The sequence below is a fragment of the Nitrincola sp. A-D6 genome, from assembly GCF_000764495.1.
GTDB lineage: Bacteria > Pseudomonadota > Gammaproteobacteria > Pseudomonadales > Balneatricaceae > Nitrincola.
In genome coordinates this window covers 1-14,045 of record NZ_JRLB01000091.1, presented here as the reverse complement: position 1 = coordinate 14,045, position 14,045 = coordinate 1, and the positions used below count along the sequence as shown (strand labels likewise).

Here is a 14,045-nt window from a genome sequence, read left to right as displayed (position 1 = left end):
GAATGATGTAGCGGCGTACATGCATTATTACAACCTGGAAAGATTACATACGGCCAACGGTGATCGGTCACCGGTGGACTATGAAAACGAGCTGAGAAAAGTGTCCGGTTTTAGTTGACCAGTACATTCTGCCTACACAGAACTTTTGGAAACCAGCTCGACGCAAAATTTTCTGATCTATTTGGTCGCAATTTTCATCGCCATAGGGCTTACCGCTGCAGTGGGGATGATCCTGGTTGCCAACTCGATCATTCGAAAAGTCCCAAGGGATTCAATTGAAACTGCGGAAGGATTTTCGCCACAGCTTCTTTTCCAACTCATAGGTCTGTATTTCGTTGTTACAGCGCTATCGGAATTTCCTATGGCAACTCTTCGGGCTTTTCAAGGCAATGCTGAATCATTGAAAAATATTATGTATTTTGGCGGATCGTTCGTTCAGTTCTCTATTGGCCTTTTCTTGGTTTTCAAACCAGGATCTTGGCTAGGATGGTTCTGTAAAGCGGAGCGTTCCACCAATGCTGACTAACCAATCGCTCAAGTTCGTTCCCGGCCTGATGGCCGTCCACCGGACGTCCCTGTCGGGCCGCCGCTTAGCTTCGCGTTAGGTATCCTGTAATGGAAACTTCAGAAAGGGCTTTAAACTCTACAATATCAGAACTTTATAAGCTTCAGGGCGCTTTAAATAGAGCCATTGAACGTGAACGATCAAAAAAATGGCAATTAAGCTTGTGGAGTAAATTTGTTCGTTTCAGGGATGGAGGTTGTTGTGTCAACTGCGGGAGTACTCAGCGAGTTCAAGCCCATCATATTGTTCGGAAGGTACTTTACCCTCATGGAGCTTTAGAAACAGGCAATGGTATCTCTCTATGCTGGCCCTGTCACAAACAGATCCACGCAGAGTTCAATCGACGGCCAAACCTATCACTCCCTCTTGGTGCTGAGCAGGGAGATGACCAAGAAGAGTGGTCTTACCTGTTCGGTTTATTAAAAGATGATGCTCAAAAACGTGGGCTGCCAGAAGATGATTTTTATTACCTAAATGACCAAATGATTATTTTCTTCGTCAGAGTTCAGGGTCATGAACAACTTCTCGAATTAGTTGTTGAAGGGTCGATGTCTCGTATTCGATTTGCACATGAAGTATGGAGTATTATGCCTGAATCCTTCTATTCAAATTTTGCATCGGAACTTGTACGGCTAAATCTTCCCACGATAGGTCGATGATAGCACCTAACCAGGCCATTAAATTCGCTCCCTACGGTCGCCGGACGCTCGCAAGCTCGCGCCGTTTATGGCAGCGTTATACACATTGAGAAGAAGGGTGCCAGAGAAATGAATAATCCTAAAGCCGATGCCGCATTATATCTTATTACAGGGCTTCTTCAGCGAATTGAAAACCAAGAGCCTGGAACAATACAAGAAATGATCAACGGAGTAGAAAGTGACAGGGACTCGTTGCCCGAAAATCTAGAAAAACGGGCTCATGTGGAGGCTATATTTGATGAAACACTCAAGTTGCTAGTGCGGGCTAATAATGTATAACCAAGCCAGGCACGGCGACGCCTACTACATTGCGGCTTCGCCTCCATTTCGTAGTCGCGCATGCTGGCGGCGTTATGTGTGCAGGAGTTAATCATGATTCGAGTGGTATATCGTTGGAAGGTTGGAGAAGAGAACTTCGAGAACTTTCAAAAAATCTGGAGCCACACAACGAACAGAATACATGAGACGGTGCCTGGGGCACTGGGGAGCTTCATGCTTCGCAGCGCTGAAGACAATACCGAAGTAATCACAGTGGCAAAATGGGATTCAATGGAGAGCTGGAAAGCATTTTGGGGTTCTGAGAATCCATCAGAAATGGTCGAGATGCGAAAAATAGGCGAGCGAATTTCAGCCATGGCCTATGACGAAATAGGTGATTTTACACGCTGAACAAAGGAAGGTTTTTGCCAATGCTTGACGATCCACATAACCAGGCCAGCCACTGCGACGTCCACTTCATTGCGGCTTTGCCTCATTTCGTAGCCGCGCGTGCTGAGCGGCGTTATGCACAAAGCAGGATCAGTCATGGAATCTAATATTTTGGAAGGCGTGGTAATCGGGGCATCGGGCGGCTCTATAGCGGGAATTACGGTTTACTTAATTCAGTATCTGCACCAAAAAGCCCGTGATTTCCTCGAAATGCGCAGAATAAATGAATGGCTTAAGGAGAACTCCACTGGTGGAAAGTGGCGGTCTACGAGAGCGATTGCCAGTTGGACTAACCTGCCTGAAGACCGGGTGCAGTATTTGTGCAGCAAAGACAAAGAAATTAAGCTTTCTACCGGTGAAAATGAGGGTCTTTGGGGGCACCGCGAATCAGTATATTTGACGGACTGCTAGCAATGCATAACAAAGCCATCAAATTCGTTCCGGCCACAAACCCCATGACCTTCACCGGACTACTTACGCGATGCTTCGGCAGCCGTTTATGGCGGCGTTATGCACTACAACCATGAATGATGTGAAGTTTAAATTTGATACACCAGAACACGGCTGGATGGACATCAGTGTTGGTGATGGTGAGCGCGAAGAATCGCTGGTGATATCTGATGTGCCATGTAATTCAGTCTATAAATTGGCCTACATCCTTCTTGCTTTACAGTCAGGCTCCAAGTCTGAAGAAGTTGAATTTTCGCTAGAGCCTGACTATGCACTCTGGAAATTCAGAGCTAATGATAACGAACTTGAGATACATGTATTTCCCAGCTCTAGCCGAAACAACCCAATCGTATTCAAAGGACAGCGGACGAAAGTGATTCATCGGCTGTATAAAGCCTTAAGAGACCTTGAGACTTTGTCTTGCTGGAAAGAGCCAGATGCTACAAGTATTATCTGGTCTTGGGAATTTCCGTATCAAGAACTCAATCAGTTCAGGGCGAGGGCCAAAAGTGCATAACAAAGCCAAGCACGAACGCCAGCACAGCTGGCTGGACCTCCATTTCGCGGCTTCGCCGCTACATTGCAGCCCGTGTTGGCGGCGTTATGCGTTTCTGCGACGCAATCTGTCGCCTAGATAGCGCAAGCTGAAAGAATAACGAGTAAAAGGAAAAAATATGCCAAATTTTGATCAAGACTTTGAAGCTACTCGCCTTGCTATGCTTGCCAGGCAATACCCTGAGATTGTGAAAGCAAACGGTGAAGTGGTTTTCTGTGCGGAAGATAATGAAGATCGCTTGAGCGGTACTCGTTGGAAGGTTGAAGGCGACATTTTTGAGCAGGCTAATGAGTCAGGATTCAAAGTACACCTGATTGAATTGCTTGATAATTTTATAGAGTATCGAGGTAAGTGTGCTGAGCTTCCCAAGAAAGAGGGCGTAGTTCGATTTAGTAATGGCCAAATTAATATCGATTGGCTGCCTGATGGCTCTACGGAGCTTTCTTAATGGATGCATTATTTAATGATTACGCAACGATATTGAGTGATCTTAAGATTAGCTCGTTCAACCTTGAAGAGGACAAATACTCTGGTGTGTTTTTACCGGTTCCATTTGATGAGTACTGGAGTTCAAGTCTAAAAATCATGTTAGTTGGTCGGGAAACAGCGGGTTGGAATACTGATAACAACAAGAATAAAATAAATCGAGTGGCCGATTTTGTCGAAAAAGATAAAGTTTTTGAACTTTTGAGTGAAGCAACTGGGCGTTACAAAAAACATCTTTCGGTGTGCAAGGACGGAAAAGTCATTACAAAAACTCGAAGTCGTTTTAAGCAGTACTTTTTTCGGCTGGCGAAGGAGCTTGACGTTAACCCTAAGTCCATTGTTTATGGGAATATGTTTTCGTGGGACTACAATAAGAAAAGCCCTAGAACACGTCCGAAAAATGAGCTTGAAGAAATAACATCAATATCTAAAGAGCTTCTTGCAATACAGATAAAGCACTTTCAGCCTGATGTAGTGATTTTTGCGGCAGGCTTTGTTGGAATTGATCCTATAATAAAACAATTGTTCAATGAAAAGTTTTCGGGCTATCAAAATAAAGAGGTGATTTCTGGTAAATACTGGGAGTTTGAGGCAGGTAATGCTACATGCTTCAGAATTGCCCATCCGAGAGCAACGCATGGACATGGTGAGTTTCGCGACAAGGTGATTCAGAGGATTAAAGCTCGTGCGGCGGGCTAACAATTCGCATAACAAAGCATTGCAGCGGACAAGCCGCTGAATGCGGCGTTAGCGGTATCAACACATGATTCCATTCGGGCTCAGTAAAGAACAATTTCAAGCACGGTACCGTCGCTGCTTAGAACGTGCATCTCGACACCTGATTGACGAAATAAGAAAACTTTTGTCTATCGCCGTTCCAAACTCTGTAAAAGATGCAGAGGTTCAAATATTCCTTGGCGAAGATGGTCTTGATACCCCAACGGCGTGGATTTACTACCGTGGCGAAAATAACAAAGTAGATCACAGCGACCCATCTATTTTCCCAGGCAGAGCTATGGAACTCTCGATTGGCTTAGAAAATATGAAGTCATTCGACGAAAAGTATTTCTCTGACGAAGAATTTAACGGCCTCGCCTTAGCAGCCAACACTACAAAATATTGGTTTGCTGAGTGCTGGTGGAAAGCAGGAGGTTGGAGTTACGCTGTGCCAGCGAAAGTATGGATACATGATGGATTCGGTGACGGCAAAGCAGTTGAACTCTCGGAGAACCGCTAACAACTGGTTCAAATCGTTCGCTTCGCTAACTGGGACGGGCTAAAGCCCGCCCCTTAACCAAACGTTAGAAGCCATTAAGGGTTCAATAATGCATAGCGCTTTAAAAAATTGGTATATAAACACGATTGTTATATGGGTGGTAATATCCGCAACAGCTCTTATGTCGAAAAATATCTATTTATTATCAGCTACTATCGCCTACACAGGAGCGTTGCCTTTTATTTATATTGTGATCTGGATGTCTATTTCACCCACAGGCAAGAAAATAAGAGCATCGCTTAAGATATTTCACTGGGCCGTCACGCTCTCTATCTCGGCATTTCTATATGGAATATATGCAGAATTCTGGGCAGCCACAACAATAAACAACATATTCAAGGTGGACCCAGGCCTATTCCCAATAACACTTTCACTTATATCATTTTTATTTGCGCCAATCAGCATAATTTATCGTGAAGATATGCTTGGGGCGACTCAAGCAATCACTATTTTTGTCGCAATGTGCCTAGTAAACATAATCCCTCTTGCACTAATTGCAAATATTTCATTTAAAAAGATACTAAAATTTTCCAGCGTGCTATTTGGGTCAGTGTGTTCCTGATGTCTTTCTTCTTGTCTATGGCATTTAATCTTACGAAACGGATAGAAAGCATAACTGCCGAAATCGCGCTAGCAACAGACTTTAATAAAAATCATCTATGTGAAAATGCGTGGGCTAAAGAGGCGGAGTCTTTGATATTTTTAGGTGGCCAAAACGTGCTTGTTTATTATCCATCCAACCCACAAGGCAAAAAGTTCGTCAGGGAAACATGCGATTTCAAAAAAAGCTTCTAACAAGCGGTTCAAATCGCTCGCTCCGCTCGCTGGGACGGGCTAAAGCCCGCCCCTTAACCAAACGTTAGCCAATCGCGTTCCGCTTAATGGTTTTTTGCACCGCGTACATCCGCAACATCGCTCCATTTCTTACGGGTTTACAGGTCATCGAAATTTGCGTTTACTGAACGTCCGTCGCCACTATCGGGGCACGTTTAAATTGCGGCTCGTCAACAACATCGAAACATTGAATTTATTGCGTTTCGCTAGGTTCATCGCGCAACGCGTTACAAGCAGGAAAGCGGTGCTTTAAATTATGCACACATCCGAGCGTCTAACAAATGGTTCAAATCGCTCGCTGCGCTCACTGGGACGGGCTAAAGTCCGCCCCTTAACCAAACGTTAGCCTCTAGTCGTTCAAAGGAGAAATATTATGTTACTAAAACTGAATTATCTACTGTGTGGTATGGTTTTTACTGCTTCAGCTTTTTGTAATGCGAATGACGACATTACTATATTCGAACACTCTAGCTCGGACCTAAAAGGAAATACAGCCGAAGTACAAGAATCCAATAATTACTTCATGCCCGAAGCCGTAAATACAGTCCCTATTGTTTCAGGGTTGAAAACATCAAAGCTATTTAGAATCGGCGCTGCTAGGTCCCATATAGTGAAGGACGGTGATTTAGTTAGCATTGGAGAAACCCCTTTGATTATTAACAATGGTAATGCGTTAATTGAGGGATCTAATATATCTGTCCAGCGAAGTGCGTATCTTAAAGGTTGGATGAGTTCTGGCTACAGTGAATTTAAAGAAAATGAGGTTGTAATTGAGGGATTAATATCCATGAAAGGCAACTACGGGATAAACTTAATTACAGATTTGGAGAAAGAGAGACATACAAGAATATGCATTAAAAATATTAAACCCAATTGGAACAATAATCAGGACTGGGATTTTTATGTATATGCTGATGGGGTAAAGATAGAATATAGTATTCACAACAATTCTTGTGTTGACGTAGAGGCTAAGCAAGTTGCCATTTTGCTTAAGTCATGGCCTCCAGTAGGGGCTTTTGAAATAATTGGGCAGTATCAGGTATTTTTTTAGGCATGGCTAACAAAAAGCTGCATCTGACAATTTTTGCTACGCTCAATTATGTATGTCGCGTAGCTCCATTTTACACAATTGCTCTCCGCAAAAATCGCAGGTGAGCTTGGCGTTATGTCTTCAGAGTAATCATATGATCGTAGAGCACTTCATAAAGCCTGGGAAACTTGTCGAGTATTTCGACTCGAAAGTAAGGGAAAGTCTCGATGAGAAACGCCTGTACAGTATCGAAGGATATGGTTGGCTAAACGCCGACGATACAGACCCGGACTACGACGGCTACGCTAAATGGCATACTGAGCCAAGGGTCGAATACGATTTCGATGCCTTTTTCAATAGAAAGCCTTTTACTGTTAAGCCTGAAAACATCGATATAGAAATGGTGTCGATTGGGCACGACTTCATGGAAGTTATGAAAGCCGCGTGGCTGATGTTAGGCCAAGCAATCTTTTTTCAAGAACACTCCAAGGAGAAGGTTGATCTTGAGTTTACATATGTGTCACTGAACCTAATCTCTGCAATAGTTCAGTTGAATCTCGCCTCTGACAGAATCAGAGATCTCTTCTTTATAGCCGTGACCGGGAAGGGCCCGGGGCGTTCTGATGTTAATTTCTCAAAGATCGCTAAAGATGCATCGAAGAAGGCAGGTAGTGATCAAGATTTGGCAGTCTTAACTCAGGGAATTGCAGAGTTATCTGAAAGGATTTTTCCCAATAGACGCTTAAGAAACGACTTGGTTCATGAGCTTGCATCCAATAACGCGATATTTCAACGGCAATTGTTGCGAGAGCAGCAAGAGTTTCACCAAACCGTGTCTGAGCACGCCAAGTGTAATAGCGAGAAGAAGTTTCAATATTTGGAAAATAACCTTGAAAAAACCATAAATTGCTATCGTGACCTGATCGAGGTGGGAAATTTGGTGTTCAAGTATGAGTACTTGGTGCGAGTAAGGACATAACACACCGGTAAAGAGCGACAAAAGTATGTCGTCATGTCTTTTGCAAAATGCGCAAAAGCCACGCCAACATACTTTCGCGCCTTACCAGGGGCGTTATGGTTGCAAGACATCGTGAATGTTTGCTTCGGAAAATACGTGCAACATTCACTACTTTTGAGCATTGTGCCAAGTATCAATACTCGGCAGTTCTGTTCCGATGCTGCTAGAAAGTAAGTCACAAAACGCACTTCGTATTGTGGGTTGCCAGTAAGAGGGGTTACTGCCAATAACGGCAATCGTATTTATATCAGGGTGCCAGGGGCTGGCCATGCAAATTACCGTTTCATCGTGCCACTCCAGCATCCATAACCAGTCGCAGCACGTCGCCGCCGTTGGCGGCTGGGGACGTCCACTACATGGCCGCCCGTGTGCTTAGGCGTTAGCATCATGAACACACTGCACCAGGTGCCAGAACAAACCGCGAATTTTCATCGCGGTGTGTTCATCGTTGACAACGCCGGTCAGTTCGATCATCGCGGCATGGTTTTGCACGCAGCCTGCGACTTGGAGAACGAGTTCAAAAAGTGTTAGCTCGAATTCCTGCGCACGCAGAACAAGAGCCTGGCGATGGGTCGAGCAAGGAAAGAGCTCTTCTCGGAAAACGGTCTAGTTGGTTCCTTATCCAAGATGGCTAGACTTGGGTACCACCTAGGCCTTATCTCCGCCGATGTAGAGCATGACCTCCGAGTAGTTGTAGGTCTTTGAAATTCTTATGCACATGGAAGCGATCGAGATCAGTTCTATCGAGACCCAGAAGCCTCTCGTCGTGTCCGCAGCCTTAGACTTTATATAAACAGCGTGCGGGTCTTCGAAGGTTTTGACGACCAAGGGGTGTTTCTTGCCTGCTGCCATCACCTAAAGAATTTGCTTCGCGCGAGGACTGAATTGCTGGCGGAAATCAATAATGCTGGCTAACAAAGCATTGCAGCGGACAAGCCGCTGAATGCGGCGTTAGATCTAATAACCTTCCAGTATTAAAGAGTAGCAGGCATGAGTGGAATCACGATAAACGACGAATACATAAACGAGTTACGTGAGCAGTTCAAAAAATGGGCTGATTTTTTAAATATGGGCTTTGGGCTCGTATCATTTACTCTTGCGCTTACTTGTCTCGGTACGAAAACTCCGGTGCTGAACGCGTGGTTTTCACTTATTGTGGTAGCATTCATCCGATACAAGGGGAGTCACATTTTCCCCTCGGAGATCATTCGCTTGCGAAAGGCTGCGAAGCTTGACCAAAATGCACGAATTGTTCTTAACGGTTTAAGCAAGGAGTTTCTGAGTGTCAAAGCGATGATCCTCGGCTACCCGGTTTTTCTCATTGGCTATGTGCTTCTCTGCATTATCGCAGTATCTCCATTGCTGATACCGATCATGCCAGCCCTGGAATCATACGTTGGATTCTAACAAAGCCAGGCAAAGCGACGGCCTTTTCGTTGCGGCTTCGCCTTCACTACAAAGCCGTGCGTGCTGGCGGCATTATGGTCGCATGGCTTCCTGAAGTTTGCTTCGGAAAGAATGTGCAATATTCACTACTTTTTGAGCGTAGCGCCAAGCATCAATACTCGGCAGTTCCGTTCCGGTGCTGCTAGCAAGTAAGTCACAAAACGCACTTTGCATTGTGGGTTGCCAGTAAGATGGGTTACTGCCAATATCGGCAGCAGTATTTTTTTCAGGGTGCCAAGGGCTGGCCATGCAAATTACCGCTTCATCGTGCCACTCCAGCATCCATAACCAGTCGCAGCACTTCGCCGCCGTTGGCGGCGGGGGGACGTCCACTACGTGGCCGCCCGTGTGCTCGGGCGTTATGGCTGCAAGGCATCGTTAACGTTTGCTTCGGAAAGTACGTGCAACCTTCACTACTTTTGAGCATTGTGCCAAGTATCAATACTCGGCAGCTCCGTTTCGGTGCTGCTAGCAAGTAAGCCACAAAACGCACTTCGCATTGTGGGTTGCCAGTAAGAGGGGGTTGCTGCCAATATCGGCAGCCGTATGTTTATCTGGGTGGCAGGGGGGAGGCTATGCAAATTACCGTTTCATCGTGCCATTCCAGCATCCATAACCAGTCGCAGCACGTCGCCGCCGTTGGCGGCTGGGACGTCCACTACGTGGCCGCCCGTGTGCTTAGGCGTTAGCGGTATCAACACATGATTCCATTTGGCCTCAGTAAAGAACAATTTCAAGCACGCTACCGTCGCTGCTTAGAACGTACGTCTCAACACCTTATTGACGAACTAAGAGAACTTTTTTCTATTTCCGTTCCAAACTCTGTGAAAGATGCAGAGGTTCAAATATTTCTTGGTGAAGATGGTCTTGATATCCCAACGGCGTGGATCTACTACCGTGGAGAAAATAACAAAGTAGACCACAGCGACCCATCCATTTTCCAGGCAGGGCCATGGAGCTTTCGGTTGGCTTAGAAAATATGGAGCCATTCGACGAAAGGTATTTCTCTGACGAAGAATTTAACGGCCTCACCTTGGCAGCCAACACTATAAAATATTGGTTTGCTGAGTGCTGGTGGAAAGCTGGAGGTTGGAGTTACGCTGTTCCAGCGAAAGTATGGGTACATGATGGGTTCGGTGATGGCAAAGCAGTGGAACTCTCGGAGAACCGCTAACAACTGGTTCAAATCGTTCGCTTCGCTCACTGGGACGGGCTAAAGCCCGCCCCTTAACCAAACGTTAGGCCTCTCCCATGACTATTTCCGCAAATGTTCGTCGGTTCTTGGAGCTTCAACAGAAAAGTGTCCTTGAAGACTTTCGAGATCGAATGGGTACGTGCTTAATCGCTACTACACGCGAACGTTTGCAGAGACACTCGACGGAATACAACTGGTCCATTGAAGGAATCGGTCGCATTAGCCCGATTTCGGCTTTGGTTGTTACGAAGGAAAATCTGGAACCTGAACTGTGGGTTCGAAATGGCTATAGAGGCTATCGACAGGCATTTCGACGCTTCCTAAACAAGTACTACGAAATTGAACCGACATCACTATCAGCCGATTGGCAAGTTGATCATCTGCACCCGTCATCAAGGTTCACGAGGGAACACACTACCTATTTCATCCGCCTCGCGCTCGTCACGAGGCGCATAAATTCTTCCTACGGAGCGGGCTTTGAGCGCCTTCTGTACGAATGTGAGCGTCAAAGAGACCTGAATGGTGGAATTCACATGGATTGGATGGCATTTCTAAAAATTAGGGGCGTTCCTCTTCCAAGCAAAACTGCGGGGCTTACGTCCTGGCAGCTTTGGGCGTGGAATTTTGCGAAATCAATCGCCAGCGAAGGATTCGACACAGTATTTACCTATGTCGAATTGACCACAATATTGAATCTGGCATATACCGATACTTGGCGGTCGTTCCCACTTCATCAATCCTTTAAGGCCGAGGCACAGTCCTTTGACTCTTATGCTTGCATCCCTCAACTGTCCGAGGCCTAACCCGGCGCTCAACCTCGCTCCTTTCAGTCGCTGGACGCTGCGCGATAAAGCCGCGCAGCGCCGGTTAGCTCTACGTTATATTTTGGAGATTATGAGACAATGATTGACGCTATCCAGTACAAGGATATTGCTGACTCCGTGAATAAAAAACTCAATGCAGCCCCAAAGCGGGTGGTTGTTTTTGACGGAGTCAGCCCTGCATCGTCACAGGCGATGGCAGACATAAATTCAAAGATCAAAAAACGCTGCCTTGTTGCAGTTCTTTTTTGTAACCCGAATACCAATTTTTGTAAGACTGAAATACTAGGTTCCCTTAGTTATTTTCATCACCGTTCAAAAGAGCATATAGACATATTTTGTTGTGGGTATGGAGCCTATTGGCCTAAGCATAAATATCCTGATCTTCAGGCTGTTACGAAAATTGACGGTGTAGGCTGGAGCTACAGTGACAATTCCTTCGTGTCTGCAGTAGAAGCTTTTGAAGCAAAAACCAACTGGCAGTACAGTGGGGAAAACGAGCTTTTGCTCTTAGACGTAACGCCATCTGATAATCTAGAAGAGTTAAATATACACACTGCACTGGTCTGCAATCTGGAAAAAATGAAAAAAGATGAAGCCTTCAGTTCGGTTCGGTCTCTGATGGAAAGTATCATCCGGTATGCTGCAAGCAATGACAATGCAGATGCATGGTCGTTTAGTGATAAAAAGGGTAGCGATGTTGCGCAATCTTTTCTAAAAGAAGCTCTATTAAGTGTTTTGCCTAAGTCATTGCGTGACGCGTACAGACAGGCTGAAAACTATGCAGTCAGGCAAATATAACAATCGCAGGCAAAGCGACGGCTTTTTCGTTGCGGCTTCGCCTCCACTACAAAGCCGCGCGTGCTGCGGGCGTTAGGCTAAAAAGAGGCCATGGCAATGCTCAAACAAGTAGGCGGAGTTGAGATACAACTCAGGCACAGGGCTACGTGCCATTGTGGCATGGTGCAACTTGAGCTCGACCTGCCTGATGGTCTTGTGGATCCGAAAAGGTGTAATTGTTCCATTTGCGCGCGCAAAGGCGCAGTTATGGCCTATGTGCCATTGAGTGGTCTACGTGTCGTTAAAGGCGCGGAGCAACTCAAGCTCTATCAGTTTCATTCAAAAGTCGCAAAGCACTATTTTTGTTCGAACTGTGGTATTTACACCCACCACCAAACACGCTCTAATCCAAATGTTTATGGGTTTAATGTTGGGTGTTTGGCGGGCGTAAACCCCCATGATATCGATAATGTTCCGGTCAGTGACGGTATAAACCATGAATCGGATCTGTAGCATATAGCCTAACCAAGTGTTGCAGTTCGTTCCGGGCCGAATGGCCCTCCACCGGACAGCCTTGTCACCGCTTCGCTCTGCCAAGTCTGCCGCTGAACAACGGCGTTACATTCCCAGCCTCACGTGGTATGAAGTTAATGGCAAAAATCTCTGAATTCGATCAAAACGGTAATGAGCATTTAATTGATGGGCTAATTCTATGCAAGAGCTATCCCCAGCTAGTTGATAAAAATATTTTACAGCCGGGAGATGTTCTCTTTTGTTGTCAGAGCCCACCTAATGAAATTAAGGGAAAAGTAAAAACAAAAGCGATTCAAAAGTTCACCAAAGGTATATATGTCCATTGCGGATTATATATTGGGAATGACCTAGTCGCAGATTCTGCCGGTGGTGCCGTCAGGCATATAGATATCGATGAATTTATTGGTTCCTACACATATATAGTGATTTCAAGGTGCCAATACCTCAATGAAGATCGTATTGCCGAGATGGTGTCATATACTTACGAATGTAAAGACAAGAGCATAAAGTATGATTTGAGTGGAGCTCTAGCTTTACCAAAGCTTAGGAAAGAACATCGAAAATATATTCATGGTGGTGATAAGAAACCGAATTATGATAAGGCAAGTGAGGAGAGAGTATTCTGCTCAGAATTTGTCTTAAACTGCTTCAAAGCCTCGGGATATATCCCTTGGGATCATGAATTTTACGTTTCACACGCTTTTTCCCCCACTGATCTAGCACATGATGAGCTATTGCGCTTTGAAGGCTATCTATCAAAGGGTGGTATAAGCTCAATTCATCCAGATGATTCATTTAGAAAGTGAATGTAACAAGTCAATAAACTACGCGCCTACGGCGCCGGACGCAGCAAAGCTGCGCCGGTTATTGAGGCGTTATATTTTTGTGGAGGCTTAGATGAACGCTGAGATGTCTTTAAAAGCAGCTATTGAAACAGGCGAGGTTCTTAAAGTTCGATATCACGGGGGAAGCCAACCCGGCACTCTTCGCGAGATTGCCCCAATTTCTGTTAATGACGGCAAGGTAAGAGCTCGATGCTACTCGTCCGATGCTGTCAAAACTTTCGCTATAAGCAAAGTTGAGATCGTTGGTTTTGCGAAAAAGGGGGATGAATGGCAGAAAGGGAAAGAGCAGAAATCTGAATATGTGAGCTTGTCTTATTTTTTCGAAGAAAAAGCCAATTTATTCGATGAGCTTGGTTGGCATGTGGAATCGGAGCTATCTGGTGACCATGAATTTCTGAGTCTGCATGCTTGCTTCAAGAATGGAAATCCAAAGAAAGGTGCTGAAGTTGAGTTGTCATACGAAAAATACGCATATGAAATGGTCGTGGATTGTACTGGTCAACTAAAACCGGACACTTTTCTCAGCTCGTTTTCATAGTCCACCGGTGACCGATCACCGTTGGCCGTATGTAATCTTTCCAGGTTGTAATAATGCATGTACGCCGCTACATCATTCCTCATATGCGCTCGTGTGGGCTGTGGTATTTTTAGCAGCCAGTCATGCTTCAGGCTTCCAAAGAAGCGTTCTACAACGGCATTATCCCAACAGGCACCCACGTCTCCCATGCTGGCCCGCATGTTGTAATCAGCCAGCAATTTACGATACCGACGACTCGTGTACTGAGAGCCTCGGTCGCTGTGGA

At 45.4% G+C, this 14,045-nt stretch carries 23 protein-coding genes; 21 read left to right on the top strand and 2 right to left on the bottom strand.

Translation table 11 applies throughout. The annotated features are described in order from the left end of the window. From LH51_RS21590 to LH51_RS14645, 14 genes are all read left to right on the top strand, one after another. Positions 1-118, top strand: a 118-nt coding sequence (locus LH51_RS21590; RefSeq protein ID WP_144244287.1) for an IS3 family transposase, incomplete at its 5' end; no start/stop codon positions are given. Between the two features lie 27 nt (positions 119-145). Then, positions 146-526 carry a hypothetical protein gene (locus tag LH51_RS14715; RefSeq protein WP_036523468.1) on the top strand — a complete coding sequence of 127 codons (381 nt, stop codon included), beginning with the start codon at positions 146-148 and terminating at the stop codon, positions 524-526. Positions 527-615: 89 nt separating this feature from the next. Beyond that, positions 616-1,224: an HNH endonuclease gene (locus tag LH51_RS14710; RefSeq protein WP_052063821.1), complete on the top strand. Its 609-nt coding sequence runs from the start codon at positions 616-618 to the stop codon at positions 1,222-1,224. Between the two features lie 108 nt (positions 1,225-1,332). Beyond that, positions 1,333-1,542, top strand: coding sequence for a hypothetical protein (locus tag LH51_RS14705; protein WP_036523467.1), 210 nt, complete (start codon positions 1,333-1,335; stop codon positions 1,540-1,542). A 93-nt stretch (positions 1,543-1,635) separates the two neighbouring features. After that, positions 1,636-1,932 (top strand): antibiotic biosynthesis monooxygenase family protein, encoded by a 297-nt coding sequence (locus LH51_RS14700; RefSeq protein ID WP_036523465.1) that lies wholly within the window; start codon positions 1,636-1,638, stop codon positions 1,930-1,932. Between the two features lie 135 nt (positions 1,933-2,067). After that, positions 2,068-2,382: a hypothetical protein gene (locus tag LH51_RS14695; protein WP_036523463.1), complete on the top strand. Its 315-nt coding sequence runs from the start codon at positions 2,068-2,070 to the stop codon at positions 2,380-2,382. Positions 2,383-2,494: 112 nt separating this feature from the next. Next, positions 2,495-2,938, top strand: a complete 444-nt coding sequence (locus LH51_RS14690; RefSeq protein ID WP_036523461.1) for a hypothetical protein — start codon at positions 2,495-2,497, stop codon at positions 2,936-2,938. 157 nt (positions 2,939-3,095) lie between these two features. Beyond that, entirely contained in the window at positions 3,096-3,425 is a 330-nt protein-coding gene (locus LH51_RS14685; protein WP_036523459.1) for a hypothetical protein, read from the top strand. Next, positions 3,425-4,162: a hypothetical protein gene (locus LH51_RS14680; RefSeq protein WP_036523458.1), complete on the top strand. Its 738-nt coding sequence runs from the start codon at positions 3,425-3,427 to the stop codon at positions 4,160-4,162. Before LH51_RS14685 ends, LH51_RS14680 begins: the two co-directional genes overlap by 1 nt. A gap of 64 nt (positions 4,163-4,226) precedes the next feature. After that, positions 4,227-4,700, top strand: coding sequence for a hypothetical protein (locus tag LH51_RS14675; RefSeq protein WP_036523456.1), 474 nt, complete (start codon positions 4,227-4,229; stop codon positions 4,698-4,700). A gap of 88 nt (positions 4,701-4,788) precedes the next feature. Next, on the top strand, positions 4,789-5,301 hold the full coding sequence (locus tag LH51_RS14670; protein WP_036523455.1) for a hypothetical protein: 513 nt from the start codon (positions 4,789-4,791) through the stop codon (positions 5,299-5,301). A 645-nt stretch (positions 5,302-5,946) separates the two neighbouring features. Beyond that, positions 5,947-6,624 (top strand): hypothetical protein, encoded by a 678-nt coding sequence (locus LH51_RS14660; protein WP_036523452.1) that lies wholly within the window; start codon positions 5,947-5,949, stop codon positions 6,622-6,624. 133 nt (positions 6,625-6,757) lie between these two features. Further along, positions 6,758-7,582: a hypothetical protein gene (locus LH51_RS14655; protein ID WP_036523451.1), complete on the top strand. Its 825-nt coding sequence runs from the start codon at positions 6,758-6,760 to the stop codon at positions 7,580-7,582. A gap of 1,029 nt (positions 7,583-8,611) precedes the next feature. Beyond that, positions 8,612-9,028, top strand: coding sequence for a hypothetical protein (locus tag LH51_RS14645; RefSeq protein ID WP_036523446.1), 417 nt, complete (start codon positions 8,612-8,614; stop codon positions 9,026-9,028). A gap of 72 nt (positions 9,029-9,100) precedes the next feature. Here LH51_RS14645 and LH51_RS14640 read toward each other — a convergent pair whose 3' ends face one another. Continuing rightward, positions 9,101-9,349 (bottom strand): hypothetical protein, encoded by a 249-nt coding sequence (locus LH51_RS14640; protein ID WP_036521877.1) that lies wholly within the window; start codon positions 9,347-9,349, stop codon positions 9,101-9,103. 419 nt (positions 9,350-9,768) lie between these two features. Here LH51_RS14640 and LH51_RS21585 point away from each other — a divergent pair, with 419 nt between their 5' ends. The 7 genes from LH51_RS21585 (at position 9,769) to LH51_RS14610 (ending at position 13,780) form a co-directional block, all read left to right on the top strand. Then, entirely contained in the window at positions 9,769-10,041 is a 273-nt protein-coding gene (locus LH51_RS21585) for a hypothetical protein (RefSeq protein WP_200882017.1), read from the top strand. Next, positions 10,020-10,241: a hypothetical protein gene (locus LH51_RS21580; RefSeq protein ID WP_200882016.1), complete on the top strand. Its 222-nt coding sequence runs from the start codon at positions 10,020-10,022 to the stop codon at positions 10,239-10,241. The genes LH51_RS21585 and LH51_RS21580 overlap by 22 nt, the downstream gene beginning before the upstream one ends. Before the next feature lie 77 nt (positions 10,242-10,318). Then, on the top strand, positions 10,319-11,065 hold the full coding sequence (locus LH51_RS14630; RefSeq protein WP_036521373.1) for a hypothetical protein: 747 nt from the start codon (positions 10,319-10,321) through the stop codon (positions 11,063-11,065). A 99-nt stretch (positions 11,066-11,164) separates the two neighbouring features. Then, positions 11,165-11,884, top strand: coding sequence for a hypothetical protein (locus tag LH51_RS14625; protein ID WP_036521371.1), 720 nt, complete (start codon positions 11,165-11,167; stop codon positions 11,882-11,884). 90 nt (positions 11,885-11,974) lie between these two features. Continuing rightward, positions 11,975-12,376, top strand: coding sequence for a GFA family protein (locus LH51_RS22955; RefSeq protein ID WP_200881919.1), 402 nt, complete (start codon positions 11,975-11,977; stop codon positions 12,374-12,376). Between the two features lie 137 nt (positions 12,377-12,513). Continuing rightward, positions 12,514-13,203, top strand: a complete 690-nt coding sequence (locus LH51_RS14615) for a hypothetical protein (RefSeq protein ID WP_144244218.1) — start codon at positions 12,514-12,516, stop codon at positions 13,201-13,203. Positions 13,204-13,294: 91 nt separating this feature from the next. Then, a complete protein-coding gene (locus LH51_RS14610) occupies positions 13,295-13,780 on the top strand; it encodes a hypothetical protein (RefSeq protein WP_036521365.1) in 486 nt (161 codons plus the stop codon). Here LH51_RS14610 and LH51_RS20145 read toward each other — a convergent pair. Continuing rightward, a partial coding sequence (locus LH51_RS20145; RefSeq protein WP_144244286.1) for an integrase core domain-containing protein occupies positions 13,741-14,045 on the bottom strand: 305 nt, incomplete at its 5' end. The two genes, LH51_RS14610 and LH51_RS20145, sit on opposite strands and share 40 nt — an antisense overlap.

Coding starts and splice junctions, on each gene's coding strand:
- LH51_RS14710 (WP_052063821.1), top strand. CDS start 616: ATGGAAACTTCAGAAAGGGCTTTAAACTCTACAATATCAGAACTTTAT.
- LH51_RS14705 (WP_036523467.1), top strand. CDS start 1,333: ATGAATAATCCTAAAGCCGATGCCGCATTATATCTTATTACAGGGCTT.
- LH51_RS14700 (WP_036523465.1), top strand. CDS start 1,636: ATGATTCGAGTGGTATATCGTTGGAAGGTTGGAGAAGAGAACTTCGAG.
- LH51_RS14695 (WP_036523463.1), top strand. CDS start 2,068: ATGGAATCTAATATTTTGGAAGGCGTGGTAATCGGGGCATCGGGCGGC.
- LH51_RS14690 (WP_036523461.1), top strand. CDS start 2,495: ATGAATGATGTGAAGTTTAAATTTGATACACCAGAACACGGCTGGATG.
- LH51_RS14685 (WP_036523459.1), top strand. CDS start 3,096: ATGCCAAATTTTGATCAAGACTTTGAAGCTACTCGCCTTGCTATGCTT.
- LH51_RS14680 (WP_036523458.1), top strand. CDS start 3,425: ATGGATGCATTATTTAATGATTACGCAACGATATTGAGTGATCTTAAG.
- LH51_RS14675 (WP_036523456.1), top strand. CDS start 4,227: ATGATTCCATTCGGGCTCAGTAAAGAACAATTTCAAGCACGGTACCGT.
- LH51_RS14670 (WP_036523455.1), top strand. CDS start 4,789: ATGCATAGCGCTTTAAAAAATTGGTATATAAACACGATTGTTATATGG.
- LH51_RS14660 (WP_036523452.1), top strand. CDS start 5,947: ATGTTACTAAAACTGAATTATCTACTGTGTGGTATGGTTTTTACTGCT.
- LH51_RS14655 (WP_036523451.1), top strand. CDS start 6,758: ATGATCGTAGAGCACTTCATAAAGCCTGGGAAACTTGTCGAGTATTTC.
- LH51_RS14645 (WP_036523446.1), top strand. CDS start 8,612: ATGAGTGGAATCACGATAAACGACGAATACATAAACGAGTTACGTGAG.
- LH51_RS14640 (WP_036521877.1), bottom strand. CDS start 9,349: ATGCTGGAGTGGCACGATGAAGCGGTAATTTGCATGGCCAGCCCTTGG.
- LH51_RS21585 (WP_200882017.1), top strand. CDS start 9,769: ATGATTCCATTTGGCCTCAGTAAAGAACAATTTCAAGCACGCTACCGT.
- LH51_RS21580 (WP_200882016.1), top strand. CDS start 10,020: ATGGAGCTTTCGGTTGGCTTAGAAAATATGGAGCCATTCGACGAAAGG.
- LH51_RS14630 (WP_036521373.1), top strand. CDS start 10,319: ATGACTATTTCCGCAAATGTTCGTCGGTTCTTGGAGCTTCAACAGAAA.
- LH51_RS14625 (WP_036521371.1), top strand. CDS start 11,165: ATGATTGACGCTATCCAGTACAAGGATATTGCTGACTCCGTGAATAAA.
- LH51_RS22955 (WP_200881919.1), top strand. CDS start 11,975: ATGGCAATGCTCAAACAAGTAGGCGGAGTTGAGATACAACTCAGGCAC.
- LH51_RS14615 (WP_144244218.1), top strand. CDS start 12,514: ATGGCAAAAATCTCTGAATTCGATCAAAACGGTAATGAGCATTTAATT.
- LH51_RS14610 (WP_036521365.1), top strand. CDS start 13,295: ATGAACGCTGAGATGTCTTTAAAAGCAGCTATTGAAACAGGCGAGGTT.